Origin of the sequence: Algoriphagus chordae, from assembly GCF_003254055.1 — a bacterium.
Classification (GTDB): Bacteria; Bacteroidota; Bacteroidia; order Cytophagales; family Cyclobacteriaceae; genus Algoriphagus; species Algoriphagus chordae.
In genome coordinates this window covers 47,145-62,864 of the sequence record NZ_QKZT01000025.1, presented here as the reverse complement: position 1 = coordinate 62,864, position 15,720 = coordinate 47,145, and the positions used below count along the sequence as shown (strand labels likewise).

The window sequence follows — 15,720 nt, the reverse complement described above, 5'->3', positions numbered from 1 at the left end:
ATTGCATGCTCCGCAAATACCTTATTCCATTTAGCCTTCTGATTGGATTTATATTTTTTTCTGCTCTAGAGCTTGCTGCGCAAACTAGTTTAACACGTGAGCAACTGGAGAAGCAAAAAGCCGAAGTACAGGCACGTTTACAGGAATTTGATAAAATTCTAAAGCAAACCACAGCGACCAAGAAAAACTCAATAGGAGAACTAAATGCCGTTACCAGGCAGTTTCAAACTCAAAATAGACTAGTCAATACACTAGACCGAGAAGTGAAGCTGATCAATAAGGAAATCAATGAAACTGAGAGCAAAATCAAAAGCTTAGAAAGTCAGTTAATTGAATTAAAAGCAGAATACGGTCGAATGATCTACAATGCTTCTAAGATGAATCGTGGGCTATCTATTGTCTCTTTCGTATTTAGCTCAGCCAATTTCAACCAACTCTATGCTAGGCTGATGTATCTAAAACAATACACAGACAGCCGCAAACAGCAGGCAGCACAAATTGAGAAATTGAGTTTAGAGCTTATAGATCAACGTGCTTTGCTCGATGAGAAAAAAATCGAAAAGGAGAAAGTACTGGTTGAAGAACAAAAAGAACGCGCACAGCTTGACAAAATGAAGCGTGAGCAGCAAGGACTAGTGAACACACTTTCGAGCAAAGAGAGAGATATACAAAAGCAGATTGCCGCAACAAAAAAACAGCAGGATCAACTGAATAGAATGATCAAGCAGGTAATCGAAGATGAAATACGTCGCGCAGAAGCAGCGGCTAAAAAAGAGAATAGTACCGCTACCAAGAAATCTGGCACCTCAATGCCTATGACTCCAGAAGTGGCCGCATTATCTAATTCATTTGCTGGAAACAAAGGCAGATTACCTTGGCCAGTGGAAACAGGTTTTGTCACCCAAAGATTTGGAACATACCCCCATCCTACTTTGAAGGGTATTACCATGGAAAGTGATGGAGTGGATATCCGTACAGAACCTAACTCTAATGTTCGTGCGGTATTTGATGGAACAGTTACCAAAATCACGACTATGCCAGGTTTTGGAGGCACAGTGATCATCAAACATGGTGAATATTATACCATGTATAGTAAGTTGAAAACCATTACTGTAAAATCGGGTCAAACTGTAAGTTCAAAAGACGTAATTGGCCAGGTCGCTACAGGTGCAGAAGGCGAAGCGGAAGTGCATTTTCAGACCTGGAAAGGACTGACTGTAATGAATCCTTCTGCATGGCTTACATCCAAGTAGCACATAATTGCGTATATTCATAAAAAAGATGCACTGCTTTCCCGTTGAACTTTGTGTAAGCGGATCACAGTTATATCTTTGTAACCTCATTTACCCTTTAAACACACACCATCATGACTACATTAGGTTTCATTCAAAACATGGGCGGTGGCTCGATCGTATTGATCGTATTGGTCGTCCTTCTATTGTTTGGTGCTAAAAGAATACCTGAATTGGCTCGTGGCCTTGGACGTGGTATCAGAGAATTTAAAGATGCTACTAAGGACATTCAGAACGACTTAGAAGAAGGTCTGAAAGACGACAAGAAAAAGTAATCTATTAAGCCAAGAAAATTGGAAAAATTCATTTCATTCGACGAGATCAAAAAATCGCTCGAAAAGAAGGAAACAGACTGTCTACAGATAGTCCAATATTATTTAAACAACATTCAGACGAAGGCGCATCTCAACGCCTTCGTCGAAGTTTACGAGCAATCTGCTTTAGCACAAGCTGATCTAGTTGATCAAAAATTGGCAAAAGGCAACGCTGGTAAATTAGCTGGTATGGTCATCGGCATCAAAGACGTACTTTGTTACGCTGGCCACGAAGCAAATGCTTCCTCCAAAATTCTCAAAGGTTTCGAATCTCAGTTCACCACTACAGCGATCCAACGATTGCTGGACGAGGATGCTATTATCATTGGCAGACTCAACTGTGATGAATTCGGAATGGGTAGCTCCAATGAAAACTCTGCTCATGGCAAAGTATTGAATGCTGCTGATGAAAACCGAGTTCCAGGTGGATCCTCTGGTGGATCCGCAGTAGCCGTCCAAGCAAATCTCTGTACTGTTTCTTTGGGAACTGACACAGGAGGATCTGTGAGACAGCCTGCAGCATTCACAGGAGTGATTGGTATGAAACCAACTTATTCACGCGTTTCCCGCTGGGGGCTAATTGCTTACGCATCCTCTTTTGACTGTATTGGGATATTCTCCCAAACGGTAAAAGATAATGCGCTAGTGATGGAAATCATGGCTGGGCACGATGAGTATGATAGCACCTCCTCCAGAAAATCAGTAGTGCCTTACTCCGAACTCCTGCATTTCGGTAAAAAAGCGAAAGTTGCTTACCTCAAGGAAACATTGGAATCCCCGGCTCTTCAACCAGAAATCAAAGCCAATACCTTGGCAGTTCTAGAAAAACTCAAAGCTGAGGGACATACAGTAGAAGAAGTGGATTTTCCACTATTAGATTACATTCTACCAACCTATTACATTCTGACTACGGCAGAATCAAGTTCAAATTTGTCGCGCTTTGATGGCGTGAAATATGGCTACCGAACTCCAAATGCACACAACCTAGAAAGCATGTATAAGCTAACTAGAAGTGAAGGTTTTGGTGAGGAAGTCAAACGTAGAATCATGATTGGGACTTTTGTGCTTAGTGCAAGCTATCACGACGCTTATTTCACCAAAGCCCAGCAGGTCAGAAGATTAATAAAAGATTTCACGGAGAATCTTTTAAATGATTTTGACTATATTATTATGCCAACAACGCCAACTACGGCGTTCAAATTTGGTGAGCATAGTGGAGATCCAGTTGCAATGTATTTGGAAGATCTATATACAGTACAAGCTTCCGTATCTGGAGTGCCTGCTATTTCTCTTCCAAATGGAAAAGACGCACAAGGAATGCCTATTGGTTTGCAAGTGATTTGCAATTCATTCAAAGAGGCTGACCTATATGCTTTTAGTAATTATTTGACCGAATTGACATCATAAACCCCATTAGACCCATGAAAAGTCCTTTCTACAGAACCATCACACTCGCACTTATTACCTGTTTGATTCCTCTGTCCAAAGCCTTTTCTCAGGATGATGAGTCCATAGCGGCAGGCCCTTCTCTAGAAGAGGAAGTATTACCAAATTATCACTACGAATACATTCCTGATTTCACCTATGATGAGATAGATGAACGTGTAAAAGCAATGGATCATGAAATGTCCTTCGAACTAAATGACCGTACTTTTTCTTTTATTCAGTATTTCACCGTAAGGAATAGAGATTACACCAAAATGGTTTTGGCTCGAAAAGAGTTGTTTTTCCCAATGTTTGACGAGATGATGGAAAAACATGACATGCCATTGGAAATCAAATATTTATCTATCATAGAATCTGGTTTAGACCCACAAATTCGCTCTCGAGTAGGTGCAATGGGCCTTTGGCAATTTATGCCGGCTACAGGCAGAATGTACGGCATGCAGACCAATTCTGAAGTAGATGACAGAATGGATCCTGAGCTTTCTACCGAAGCTGCTGCCAAATATCTAAAATCACTTTACCGTATGTTTGGTGATTGGGAAGTTGCTATGGCGGCATACAATTGCGGTCCGGGAAACGTAAGAAAAGCTATTAGAAGATCTGGAGGAAAGAAAACCTTCTGGGGAATCTATAATTATCTGCCAAGAGAAACTCGAAGTTACGTGCCTCAGGTACAGGCTATGCTCTATATCTTAAATCACTTGGAAGAGCATAATTTTCATCCAGAAGACCCTACCTATGTGGTGGAATATGAGAAAATTAGATTCGATCGAGCACTAAGTCTAGACAAACTTGCTGAACTCACAAACCTTTGTGTGGCAGACCTGAAGACTCTAAACCCTGCCATTAAAAACAAAGAATTGCCTGAGAGTAATAGAACTATGGCACTTCGCATTCCGAAGTCGAAAGTTCCTTATATCAAAGAAAACCTAGCTTGGCTTAATGACTCTTTGAACAATGCCCCTACTCAATTACTCGCCGCTAATATGGAAGTAAAATCAGTAGAGGATCTTGCCCAAGAAATCAGACAAAGTGGTAGTACCTACAAAGTCAGATCAGGTGATGTCCTAGGTTCAATAGCCCGGCGATATGGGGTAACAGTCACCCAGATTAAATCTTGGAACAACCTCTCTTCTAACCTAATTCGAGTAGGTCAAACGCTAAGAATCGACTCAGTAATCTCTGGAAATATCGCATCTACTGAAACAAACTCCTCAGGCCAAACTACCTACACAGTACGACCAGGAGATTCGTTATGGATTATATCCAGAAAGCATGAAGGTCTGACTGTTGAGCAAATCAAGCGGTTGAACAACCTAAATTCTAACAGCATTAAGCCTGGTCAAAAATTAATAATCGGCTAAAGCAGGGCAAATTTGCCTTTAGATTGTTAATTTTTTTTAACTAATGCCAATATTCAATCCTAAATAAGGATAAGTCTTTTTATGTCATTAATTTGACCTGATCCAAGAACCAAACGACCAAAAATGAAAACCCTCTCATCTATTCTTATAGCCCTAGTCCTGGGGTGTAGCTTAGCTTCCTGTGATTCTAACGGTACAACAGCAGATAGTTCAAAGCCAAAAGCAAGAGGCTCAATCGGAGAAATCATATTAGTCATTGACTCTGTGAAATGGGCTGGCCCTGTAGGTGATGAGCTGAAAGAAATTTTCGAATCTGACATTCCTGGAATGATTCGATCCGAATCAAAATTCAAGGTAAACACCGTGGACCCTAGAGCTATGACCCGCATACTCAAGATGTCCAACAACCTGATATATGTCACCACTTTTGATGACAAAGGATCTGCTAGTCAAGTAATTAATGCACAGTTCTCTAAGGAGTCCAAAGAGAAGGCTGAGAATGACCCGAACATTTATTCCTTGAGGATCGAAGATGAATATGCTATCGGTCAGGAAGTTCTCTACTTATTTGGAAACACAGAGGACCAACTGATTGCAAATCTTAGAAAAAACGGGGACCGCCTACAAAATCTATTTGAAGTCAGAGAAAGAGGGAGATTGGAGAAAATTCTACTTGCTAGAAAAAATTCTGCTGCCAATTTTGAAGCTAATGAAAAGCTTGGGATTGAAATCAATGTGCCTGCATCCTATAAAGTGGCAAAGTCTGAAAATGATTTTCTATGGGTAAGACAAATCACTCCAAGTGCAAATAGAGCCGACATCAGCTTATTTTTCTACGAGACAGATTATACTTCAGAAGAGCAAACTTTCCCAGTAAACATCCTAGCACTCAGAGACTCTATCACCAAACAACACATTTTTGGCGATCCAGAAGATCCAAATTCTTATGTGGTATCTGAAAAACAAATCCCGCCAGCCTTCAGAAACATGGTGATTAATGATAATTTTACCACAGAAATAAGAGGTGCCTGGAAAACCAACAACATCAGCATGGGTGGATCCTATTTGGGATACCTGATGGTTGATCAGAAAAAAGGAAAACTTTACTACATTGAAGGATTCGTATTTTATCCAAATGAAATACATAGAGATGCCCTTCGTGAAATAGAGACCATTTTACTCAACACTAATGTGAGTTGGACAGATGACCAGGGGGCCTAAAACCCAAATTATACTAGTTTTTTATGGCTATCAAGATCCGCAAGGAAGACGCACTTAATTATCATACGCAAGGTTCTCCTGGCAAAATAGAAGTAATTCCCACCAAGCCGCTCTCCAGCCAAATGGATTTGGCTCTTGCCTATTCCCCAGGAGTGGCAGAGCCATGCAAGGAGATTGCAGCAGACGTAGAAAATGTTTATAAATACACCGCCAAAGGTAATCTGGTAGGTGTAATTTCTAACGGGACCGCTGTACTCGGCCTAGGAGATATAGGACCAGATGCCTCCAAACCGGTAATGGAGGGGAAAGGCGTACTTTTCAAAAAATTTGCTGGGATAGATGTCTTCGATATTGAGATCAATGAAAAAGATCCTAAAAAACTAATCCAAACTATAAAATCCCTTGAGCCTACTTTTGGCGGGATAAATTTGGAAGATATCAAAGCACCTGAGTGTTTTGAAATAGAAAATGCGCTTAAAAAAGAAATGAATATACCGGTCATGCATGACGATCAGCATGGCACGGCTATTATTTCTGGAGCAGCATTACTCAACGCCTTAGAGATAGTCGGTAAAGATATTTCCAATATCAAGTTGGTCGTAAATGGCGCTGGAGCAGCAGCAATCTCTTGTACCCGATTCTACATTTCCTTAGGCATCAAAAAAGAAAACATTGTCCTATGTGACATAGATGGGATTTTACGCGCAGACAGAATCGACCTTGATGAGATCAGAAGAGATTTTGTGACGCAACGAGATCTTCATACACTTTCAGATGCACTGAAAGATGCAGATGTATTCTTGGGCCTATCTGCAGGGAATATAGTCAGCCAGGATCAACTGAGATTGATGGCTCCGGATCCAATAGTTTTTGCCTTGGCAAATCCTGATCCTGAAATCACATACGACTTGGCAGTGGCTGCTCGTGAGGATATCATCATGGCAACAGGCAGATCAGATCATCCTAACCAGGTGAACAATGTACTTGGTTTCCCCTATATTTTCAGAGGCGCATTGGACGTGAGAGCAACCGTCATCAATGAAGAAATGAAACTAGCTGCAACCCATGCAATTGCAAAACTAGCAAAAGAGCCTGTTCCGGATATTGTCAACAAAGCATACGGTGAAGACAAACTCGGTTTTGGTCGTTTATATCTGATTCCAAAACCATTAGACCCTAGGTTGATTACGACCATCGCTCCTGCCGTGGCTAAAGCCGCTATGGATACTGGAGTGGCCAAATATCCGATCAAAGATTGGGATTCTTACGAACTGGAGCTTCAGGAGAGAATTGGCATAGACCAAAGATTAATGTCTGTGGTAATAGCCAGAGCTAAAAAGAATCCGAAACGCGTAGTGTTTGCGGAAGCGGATAACAGAAAAATACTCAAGGCGGCACAGATCATACGAGATGAGAAAATCGGCGAGCCTATACTGTTGGGTAACCGAGAGAAAATCTTGGCCTTGATTGAAGATAATTCCTTGGACTTGAGCAATGTTACCATTATTGATCCAATGGAAGAAAAGGCACTATTGCAGAAATTCGCAGACATGCTATTCCAAAAGCGCCACAGAAAAGGTATGACAGTGGTAGATGCTGCCAGATTAGTTACCCAGAGAAATTACTTTGGTGCATTGATGGTAGAATCAGGAGCTGCAGATGCCTTTATTTCTGGTCTTACCCGTGATTATCCAAAAACTATTTTGCCTTCACTTCAGACTATTGGTGTAAAACCAGGTGTAAAACGAGTGGCTGGTATGTATATCATGAATACACCAAAAGGCCCGTATTTCTTTGCTGATGCTACTGTAAACTTAAATCCAACTGCCGAAGAATTGGTAGAGATCATTGGATTAACGGCAGATGCGGTAAGGTTCTTCAATATGGAGCCAAGAATCGCGATTCTTTCATATTCTAACTTTGGTTCTGCGAAGGGAGATATTGCTGACAAAATGGCCAAAGCCACTGCGCTTGCTCAGAAAAAATATCCCGACTTAGTCATCGAAGGAGAAATGCAAGCGAATGTCGCCATCAATGAGGATATTCAAAGAGAAATGTATCCATTCTCCAAACTCCTCAATAAGAAAGCAAATACCTTAATTTTCCCAGACTTGAGCTCTGGTAATATAGCTTACAAGCTTTTGGCAGAACTTGGCAACTCAGAGGCAATTGGCCCAATACTACTTGGGATGAACAAACCAGTTCACATCTTACAGCTGGGTAGTTCCATCAGAGAAATCGTCAACATGGTGGCTGTCGCAGTAGTAGATGCACAATCTAGCTCGAGCTTATGATAGATTACCTAAGTGGAAAACTGGTATTCAAAGATCCTACCTATGTCATTATCGATGTAGGAGGAATAGGCTATCATGTAAAAATATCACTTCAAACCTACACAGAGATCAAAGATGAGGAGCAAATCAAGCTCCTCACTTATCTACATATCAAAGAAGATGCACATACACTTTTTGGGTTCAAACAAGGAGATGAAAAACGACTTTTTTTACTACTACTTTCAATCAATGGAGTTGGGCCAAGTACCGGCTTGATGATTCTTTCTTCTCTTAGTTCAGCTGAGATTGAGCAGGCTATTTTATCAGGTGATGTTGCTACTATTCAGCATGTCAAAGGGATAGGTGCTAAAACTGCCCAACGTATTATTTTAGAACTGAAAGACAAGGTTGGAAAAGGAGGATCAGATGCTTCGAATTCTTCTCTTGGATTCCTAAAATCCAGCAATAAAATCCGCGAAGAAGCGTTACAAGCACTCATTACGCTAGGTTTCCCAAAAACCGCTGCAGAGAAAAATATAGCAGCTGTCCTTAAAAAAACCCCTGGAGAAATTTCGTTAGAAGATTTAATTAAAGCATCTTTAAAGACATCATAATATTACCTTGTATTGAACTTTTGGAGTGTACTGACTTTTTGCGGGAGGAGGTTTCTCGGTAGTTGGGCTAAATTAATTATCCTTTTTGGTCTACTACTGGCCTATTCCACTTCTGAGGCTCAACAAACCAATCCTGACAGTATTCAGTCTCGGATTGATTCTTTGAATCGAAGGAGACTTAGCCCCTCATATTTGCTTTGGCAAAATCTGAGGACGAACCCCCTATACCCTAAACGCAACCCATTTCTACAATCACAGATTCCATTTTATCAGGCCAACCCTATTACTCAAGATGTACAGGTAAAGGTTGATTCTACGCTTCGCTATAACGTAGTTGATCAGATTGATACTGTTCGAGTGGGCAATGAGCAAGAATATGATTTTGATCAATTTTCGAGAATCCAAGAATATAAAGTAAGACAGGAGTACTGGAGAAGTAGAGCACGAGGTGGTGACGGAGAAAGTGCCGTAGAGGGCAGAGGATTGATTCCCCCACTGACGGTCAGTCCTTCTTTGGATAGACTATTTGGCGGAAATGAAATAAACATCACCCCATCCGGCTATGTCAATCTGGACTTTGGGGCTATTTTCCGACGAGTTGACAACCCTACCCTTCCGATCCGACAGCAGCAAAATGGAGGTTTCAATTTCGACCAGCAGATCCAGATGGCTGTGAATGGAACGCTTGGCGAAAAGGTAAAAATCGGAGCAAATTTTGACTCGAATAATTCATTTGACTTTCAAAATCAAATGAAGTTAGAATTCGATGGATTCGAAGAAGACATCATTCAATCCATAGAAATAGGAAACGTCAGTATGCCTGTTCAAAACCGATTGATACAGGGAGCTCAGAACCTTTTTGGGGTAAAGACACAACTCCAATTCGGTAAATTAGGCGTAACAGCCGTGGCCTCTACACAGCGAGGACGTCGAGATAATTTGACAATTGATGCCAATGGTCAAGGCAGATCATTTGATATTCAAGCTTCGAAATATGATGATAACAGACATTTCTTTATCGGACATTTCTTTCGAGATAATTATGAAAAATGGCTAAGGGGTTTGCCGCAAGTTCTTTCGGGGGTAAACGTGACCAGAATCGAAGTCTATATCATGAATCGAGCAGCTAACACGGAAACACTCCGTAATTTTGCTGCATTTATGGATTTGGCTGAAGGACAGGTGATTTACAATCCTACCAATCCCAATATTGGCCCAGGTAATCCGACTGCTCCATCAGAAAATTCTGCCAACTTATTGTATGGTAACATTTCTTCCAATCCAGCTTTTCGCCCTTTTGACACAGGGTCAAGTGCTATGGAATCATCTCTTGGCATTAAAAAGGGAGTTGATTTTGAGCAAATCAATGGAGCTCGAAAACTCGAGCCAACAGAATATTTTTTCAATTCTCAACTAGGGTATTTGTCGCTGTTCAGACGACTACAAAACGATGAGGTTCTAGCAGTAGCTTACGAATACACGTATAACGGGAAAGTCTATAAAGTAGGTGAACTAACTGAAGACTATCAAAATAAGCAGGAAGATGAAATGATTTTCATGAAACTTCTTCGTCCTGCCAGGATCAATCCTCGTGTCCCAACCTGGGATCTTATGATGAAAAATGTCTATAGCCTAAATGCAAACCAAATCACAAGAGATGGTTTTCAGCTTCAGGTAATCTATAGAGATGATCGAACGGGACTTGATAATCCATCGCTATTGGAAGGTGCTGAAGTAAAGGATAAACCCTTGATTCAGCTCACTGGACTAGATAATCTGAACCCCCAAAATGATCCTGCCCCGGATGGAAACTTTGACTTTGTAGAAGGGCTCACGATACTGGCAGACAGAGGCCTTTTAGTTTTCCCAGTGTTAGAACCCTTTGGGTCTAATCTTGAAAAATATTTCCAACCCGGTGAAATTGTTCTCAAAGAGAAATATGTTTACGACACGCTATACAGAACGACACAAGCAGACGCTGAACTAGTCACAAAGCTTAACAAATATTTCATCAAAGGCAGATTGACGGCTGGCTCAGCAAGTGAGATCCAATTGCCAGGATTAAACATCTCTCCTGGCTCTGTGATAGTGCAAGCCGGTAATATCCCACTGACAGAAGGAATTGATTTTACGATAGATTATAATGTAGGAAGACTTGTCATTATTAATGATGCAATCCTCCAGTCAGGTAAGCAAATTAATGTGAGTTTCGAGAAGGCTGATTTGGTATCCTTTCAAACAAGAAGTTTGCTGGGGACTAGGCTGGACTATTTATTCTCTGACAAATTTAACATTGGAGGAACCTTCCTATACTTAAACGAGAGACCTAACGTCACAAGAATTGCCACAGGAAGTGAAACACTGAGAAACAGCCTCTGGGGCTTAGACGGGAATTTCAGTGATGAATCACGCTGGTTAACGAAAATGGCAGACGCTCTACCATTTACCAGTACCAAAGAGACCTCGCTTGTTCAGATCAGCGGTGAATTTGCACATCTTATTCCAGGCACCTCTAATCAGGTAGATGGAGAACCTGCCTCGTATATTGATGATTTTGAAGCGGCAATCACTCCCTATAATCTAGGTGGTGCTGCCAACCAAAACTGGAAATTGGCATCTACTCCTCAAACTTTCGACGATAGATTTGACCTAAGTAACCAAACTGAAGATAATTTGGGAGCGGCATATCGCAGAGCAAAAGTTGCTTGGTATAATATCGATAATATTTTCTATCGAGAAAGTGGACCTGGTGTACCGCCCAACATCACCCGCGAGGATCGGCAAAATCATTATGTAAGGAGAGTTGTACCGCAGGAAATTTTCCCTCAACAAGATCGAGATGTAATCGTCACGCCTGAGCCACTATTCGAACTTGCTTTCTTTCCAAGTGAGCGTGGCATGTATAATTACAATACCGATTTGACTACGGATGGACTTCTTCCTTCTCCTAAAAGAAATTACGGTGGTGTAACGAGAGCCATTACAACTGATGTTGATTTTGATAGAACGAATATAGAATATATTGAATTTTGGCTGCTCGACCCATTTATCAAGGGTGAAAATGGACGGGTCCTAGACGGTATATTTAATGAAAACAATACAACTGGTGGTAGGCTGACCATCAATCTTGGAGACATCTCTGAAGATTTGCTGAAAGATAGTCGCCATTCGTTCGAAAATGGGCTACCAGCAGACGGAGATCCTGCAGAGACAGGGGAAGACGAGTGGGGAAGAATTACCCGTGAACAATTCTTACTTCCTGCCTTCGACAATTCCGAAACCTCCAGACAAAACCAAGATGTAGGACTTGACGGTTTGAAGAATGAAGATGAACCTGAATTTTTTAAATCCAGATACCTAGACAGGCTCAATGTAAGTGCGGCAGCCAGAAGCCAAATTCTTGAGGATGTTTCGAGTGATTTGTTTGAGTACTATCTAGATGAAAAATATGATAATGAGGATGCCAAGATCCTGGAGCGTTATAAGAAATTTAATGGAATGGAAGGGAATACGCCTGTTACAGCCAATGAAAATCTTCCATACACCCCGTCTGGATCAAACAGCCCTGATAACGAAGATCTCAACACGGATAACACCATCAATGAGCTGGAAAATTACTACTCCTACGAAATTGATTTAGAACCAGGAAACCTTGTTGTAGGCCAAAATTATATTGTGGATAAGACCACTCATAACGAAGCTGGCGAAAACGTAGATTGGTATTTATTTCGCATACCTATTCGCCAGCCAGATCGCGTAGAAGGTGATATCTCAGGATTCAAATCTATCCGATGGATCAGAACCTATGTGAGTAATTTCGAACAACCAGTAGTTCTAAGAATGGCTAATTTCCGAATGGTGGGTAGCCAATGGAGAGTTTTCCAAGAGTCTCTTTTCGAGAGAGGCCTATTCGAAATTCCTGAGCCGGACAATTCCAACGTAACTGTGGATGTAGTGAGTATCGAGGAAAACAGTCAGGGAAGTGCCACTGAAAGCCCTTATGTGCTCCCGCCGGGGATCTTTCGAGACCGTGACAATACCTCAACTGTGGAGAGAAGACTTAATGAGCAATCACTAAGGGTCTGTGTAGAGGATCTTGGAGCAAGGGACGCAAGAGCTGTTTTCAAAAATGTAACATTGGATTTGGTTCAATTCGAGCGGATAAAAATGTTTTTACATGCTGATAGTGAAGATGCCGTAGATGGTGAAATTTCAGCATTCTTAAGGTTGGGCACAGACAATACGGATAACTATTATGAGATAGAAGTGCCACTAATCATTACTCCTAAAGGCACTCGGGATCCTGAGCTGATATGGCCTTCAGAAAATGAAATCGACATCGCGATTGAGGATATTGTGGGAGTTAAAATAGAGCGTGACAATCAACATGTACCGCTAAACATACCCTATTCCCAGCAAGTTGGTCGATACACCGTAACTGTAGTAGGGCGCCCTGAATTAAATCAATCCCAAACTTCAATGATTGGTGTCAGAAACCCAGGAACAACTGGTGGCGGAAGTAGAAGTATTTGTATATGGGCAGATGAGCTTAGGGTGACTGGTTTTATCAAATCTAATGGTTGGGCAGCTAATGCCTTGATGAATGTAAAAATCGCAGATGTCGCTGTAATATCGGGGTCAATAAGACATAATTCTATAGGATTCGGCGGCTTGGAAACCAGGCTTTCGGAGAGAGCTAGACAAGCTACTACACAGTATGATATCTCCACTAATGTAGATATCCATAAATTATTGCCTGAAGCATTGGGAGTAAGTATTCCTATGTATTTCTCGATAGAAAATAGCACGACCAAGCCTGAATTTGACCCTTTAAATCCAGATGTTCCTTTTGAGTTGGCCCTGCAAAAATTCGAAACTCAAGATGAAAAAGATGCTTACCGAAAAATAGCTTTGGATCAAGTGAATCGTAAAAACATCAGTTTCAACAATGTGCGGAAAATCAAGACCAACCCTGATGCTAAAAGCAAATTTTACGACTTGAGTAATTTGTCATTTTCTTATGCTTTTGGGATAATGAATCAAACAAATGCACAAATTCAGGATTACAACTACAAGACATACCGAGGCAATGTCACCTATAGCTACCAGCCAAAACCACTTTCTGTTGAACCCTTCAAAAATGTAGGCTTCCTAGATTCCCCTCACTTAAAATTAATCAAGGATTTCAACTTCAACCTATCTCCTACTCTAGTCCTAGCTAGGCTAGATATTGATAGAAAGCATTTGCGCTCTCAATACAGAAATGACCAGCTAAGTACTGCTGGCGTAGATCCACTGTTTCAAAAAAGCTTCTTTATGAATCGCTTTTACACCCTCAACTGGGATTTAACTAAAAACCTACGTGTGGACTACAGTTCAAGTATTATGGCTGTAGTAGATGAGCCCCAAGGCGATATAAATACAGAGCAAAAATCAGATTCCATTAGATATAATGCATGGAGATTTGGTCGTAAAACCAATTATAACCATAACATATCTATCAATTATACCTTACCACTAGACAAATCTCCACTCACTGATTGGATACAGGCAGATTATAAATATGTCACTACATATACTTGGCTCACAGGAGCAATCGGGCAGAAGGACACGCTGGGTAACGCCATACAAAACACCAGAGATCAATCACTCAATGGTAAATTGGATCTCATCAGGCTTTACAATAAAAACAAAAAGCTAGCAGCCCTAAATGCACCCAAACGACCGAGTATACCCGGTAGGCCAGGAACACAAGCAGAAGATACCATAGGCACACCATTTACTAATAAATTACTGAAGGCTCTTATGATGGTAAAAGAAGTCACCTTCAATTATGGGAAAATTGAAGGTACTTTTCTACCCGGCTATATGCCTAACACAGGTCTTTTAGGAATGGATAGAGCTTTTGAAAATCCCGGATTTGCCTTTCTATTTGGTAGCCAAAATGCTGGTATCCGAAATGAATTTGCTCAAGCCGGAATCATGGCCCCAAGTAGTGAGCTGACGCAAACCTTTAAGCAAAGTAGTGTTGTAAATATGAGGTTTGGTAGTTTGATAGAACCTTTCCAAGACTTTAAAATCACCCTTAATGCGACTAAACGAGAAGTAGGTGATTACCAAGAAATCTTCAGAAATTCGATGGATAACCCTGGTGATTATGAATCCATTAGTCCTAACAGACTTGGAGCATATAGCATCACCACAATTATGATTGGTACTACCTTTAGTAAGGATGATTTTGAGAATGATTCTCCTCTTTTCACTGAATTTGAGAACAACAGAGCCGTAATCAAAACACGATTGGATGCAACGGATACCGGTGGAGAATATAGTATCGATGGTCAAGACGTATTAATACCTTCATTCCTCGCAGCTTATCGAGGTAAGGATGCTAGTACTTTTAATATGAATCCATTCCCTAAGACACCTTTACCAAACTGGAGATTGGATTATCGTGGATTATCAAGGCTCAAAGGATTAAGCGATGTATTTAGTAGTATCAACATTTCACATATGTACACCTCGACATATGATGCGAGTAATTTCTCCAACTCCTTACAATATCAACAAGGCTTAGAACTTTACAATACGCTCCAAAATATCCCAAGGCCAACTCAAGTAAATGATGAAGGACAATTTATACCTATATATGTCCTTAATCAGGTAGTGCTCACAGAGCGATTTGGCCCATTGATAGGAGTAGATATGTTGACAAAAGACAGATTGAATATCGCCATCATCTACAATAAAGAAAGGAATCTTGGATTGAACTTCTCAAATTCTCAAGTGACAGAACAGCGCAGTAACGATTTTGGATTGACTCTAGGGTATACCAAAGCTGGAATGAAAATCCCTTTCAAATTCCAAGGCAAACAAACTGTATTAAAAAATGATGTTCAGTTCAAATTGGATTCAAAGGTTGTTAGCACCAAACAAATCCAGAGAAAAATTGAAGAAGGCAGTACTATCACCAGTGGTAATTTGAATATTTCGATAAGACCTACGATATCGTACCTTATCAATCAAAATCTTAATTTGACGCTTTATTTCGACAGAACTATCAACGACCCTAGAGTCACTACTGCTTACAAACGAACTTCTACTTCCTTTGGAGGGCAACTTCGATTTAATTTAGGCCAATAGATTTCATCCTTAGCTGATTCCTATTAATTTTGACACCTATATAACTATTTATA

Annotated in this window: 8 protein-coding genes; all 8 read left to right on the top strand. The window is 40.8% G+C overall.

Going from position 1 to position 15,720, the window contains the following annotated elements; genetic code table 11:
* Nucleotides 1-5: 5 nt before the first annotated feature.
* Nucleotides 6-1,253 carry a murein hydrolase activator EnvC family protein gene (locus tag LV85_RS19895; protein ID WP_111322721.1) on the top strand — a complete coding sequence of 416 codons (1,248 nt, stop codon included), beginning with the start codon at nucleotides 6-8 and terminating at the stop codon, nucleotides 1,251-1,253.
* Nucleotides 1,254-1,366: 113 nt separating this feature from the next.
* Nucleotides 1,367-1,567, top strand: coding sequence for a Sec-independent protein translocase subunit TatA/TatB (locus LV85_RS19890; protein ID WP_111322719.1), 201 nt, complete (start codon nucleotides 1,367-1,369; stop codon nucleotides 1,565-1,567).
* Between the two features lie 18 nt (nucleotides 1,568-1,585).
* The gene (gatA, locus tag LV85_RS19885) at nucleotides 1,586-3,013 is read left to right on the top strand and encodes an Asp-tRNA(Asn)/Glu-tRNA(Gln) amidotransferase subunit GatA (RefSeq protein WP_111322717.1); all 1,428 of its coding nucleotides are present in this window, start codon (nucleotides 1,586-1,588) and stop codon (nucleotides 3,011-3,013) included.
* A gap of 14 nt (nucleotides 3,014-3,027) precedes the next feature.
* Nucleotides 3,028-4,416: a LysM peptidoglycan-binding domain-containing protein gene (locus tag LV85_RS19880; RefSeq protein ID WP_111322715.1), complete on the top strand. Its 1,389-nt coding sequence runs from the start codon at nucleotides 3,028-3,030 to the stop codon at nucleotides 4,414-4,416.
* Between the two features lie 123 nt (nucleotides 4,417-4,539).
* Complete coding sequence (locus tag LV85_RS19875) at nucleotides 4,540-5,637, top strand: DUF4837 family protein (RefSeq protein ID WP_111322713.1); 1,098 nt, start codon at nucleotides 4,540-4,542, stop codon at nucleotides 5,635-5,637.
* A 23-nt stretch (nucleotides 5,638-5,660) separates the two neighbouring features.
* A complete protein-coding gene (locus tag LV85_RS19870; RefSeq protein ID WP_111322711.1) occupies nucleotides 5,661-7,931 on the top strand; it encodes an NADP-dependent malic enzyme in 2,271 nt (756 codons plus the stop codon).
* The gene (ruvA, locus tag LV85_RS19865) at nucleotides 7,928-8,524 is read left to right on the top strand and encodes a Holliday junction branch migration protein RuvA (protein WP_111322709.1); all 597 of its coding nucleotides are present in this window, start codon (nucleotides 7,928-7,930) and stop codon (nucleotides 8,522-8,524) included. The genes LV85_RS19870 and ruvA overlap by 4 nt, the downstream gene beginning before the upstream one ends.
* 192 nt (nucleotides 8,525-8,716) lie before the next feature.
* Nucleotides 8,717-15,667, top strand: coding sequence for a T9SS outer membrane translocon Sov/SprA (gene sov, locus LV85_RS19860; RefSeq protein WP_245942388.1), 6,951 nt, complete (start codon nucleotides 8,717-8,719; stop codon nucleotides 15,665-15,667).
* Nucleotides 15,668-15,720: the final 53 nt, after the last annotated feature.

Coding starts and splice junctions, on each gene's coding strand:
- LV85_RS19895 (WP_111322721.1), top strand. CDS start 6: ATGCTCCGCAAATACCTTATTCCATTTAGCCTTCTGATTGGATTTATA.
- LV85_RS19890 (WP_111322719.1), top strand. CDS start 1,367: ATGACTACATTAGGTTTCATTCAAAACATGGGCGGTGGCTCGATCGTA.
- LV85_RS19880 (WP_111322715.1), top strand. CDS start 3,028: ATGAAAAGTCCTTTCTACAGAACCATCACACTCGCACTTATTACCTGT.
- LV85_RS19875 (WP_111322713.1), top strand. CDS start 4,540: ATGAAAACCCTCTCATCTATTCTTATAGCCCTAGTCCTGGGGTGTAGC.
- LV85_RS19870 (WP_111322711.1), top strand. CDS start 5,661: ATGGCTATCAAGATCCGCAAGGAAGACGCACTTAATTATCATACGCAA.
- ruvA (WP_111322709.1), top strand. CDS start 7,928: ATGATAGATTACCTAAGTGGAAAACTGGTATTCAAAGATCCTACCTAT.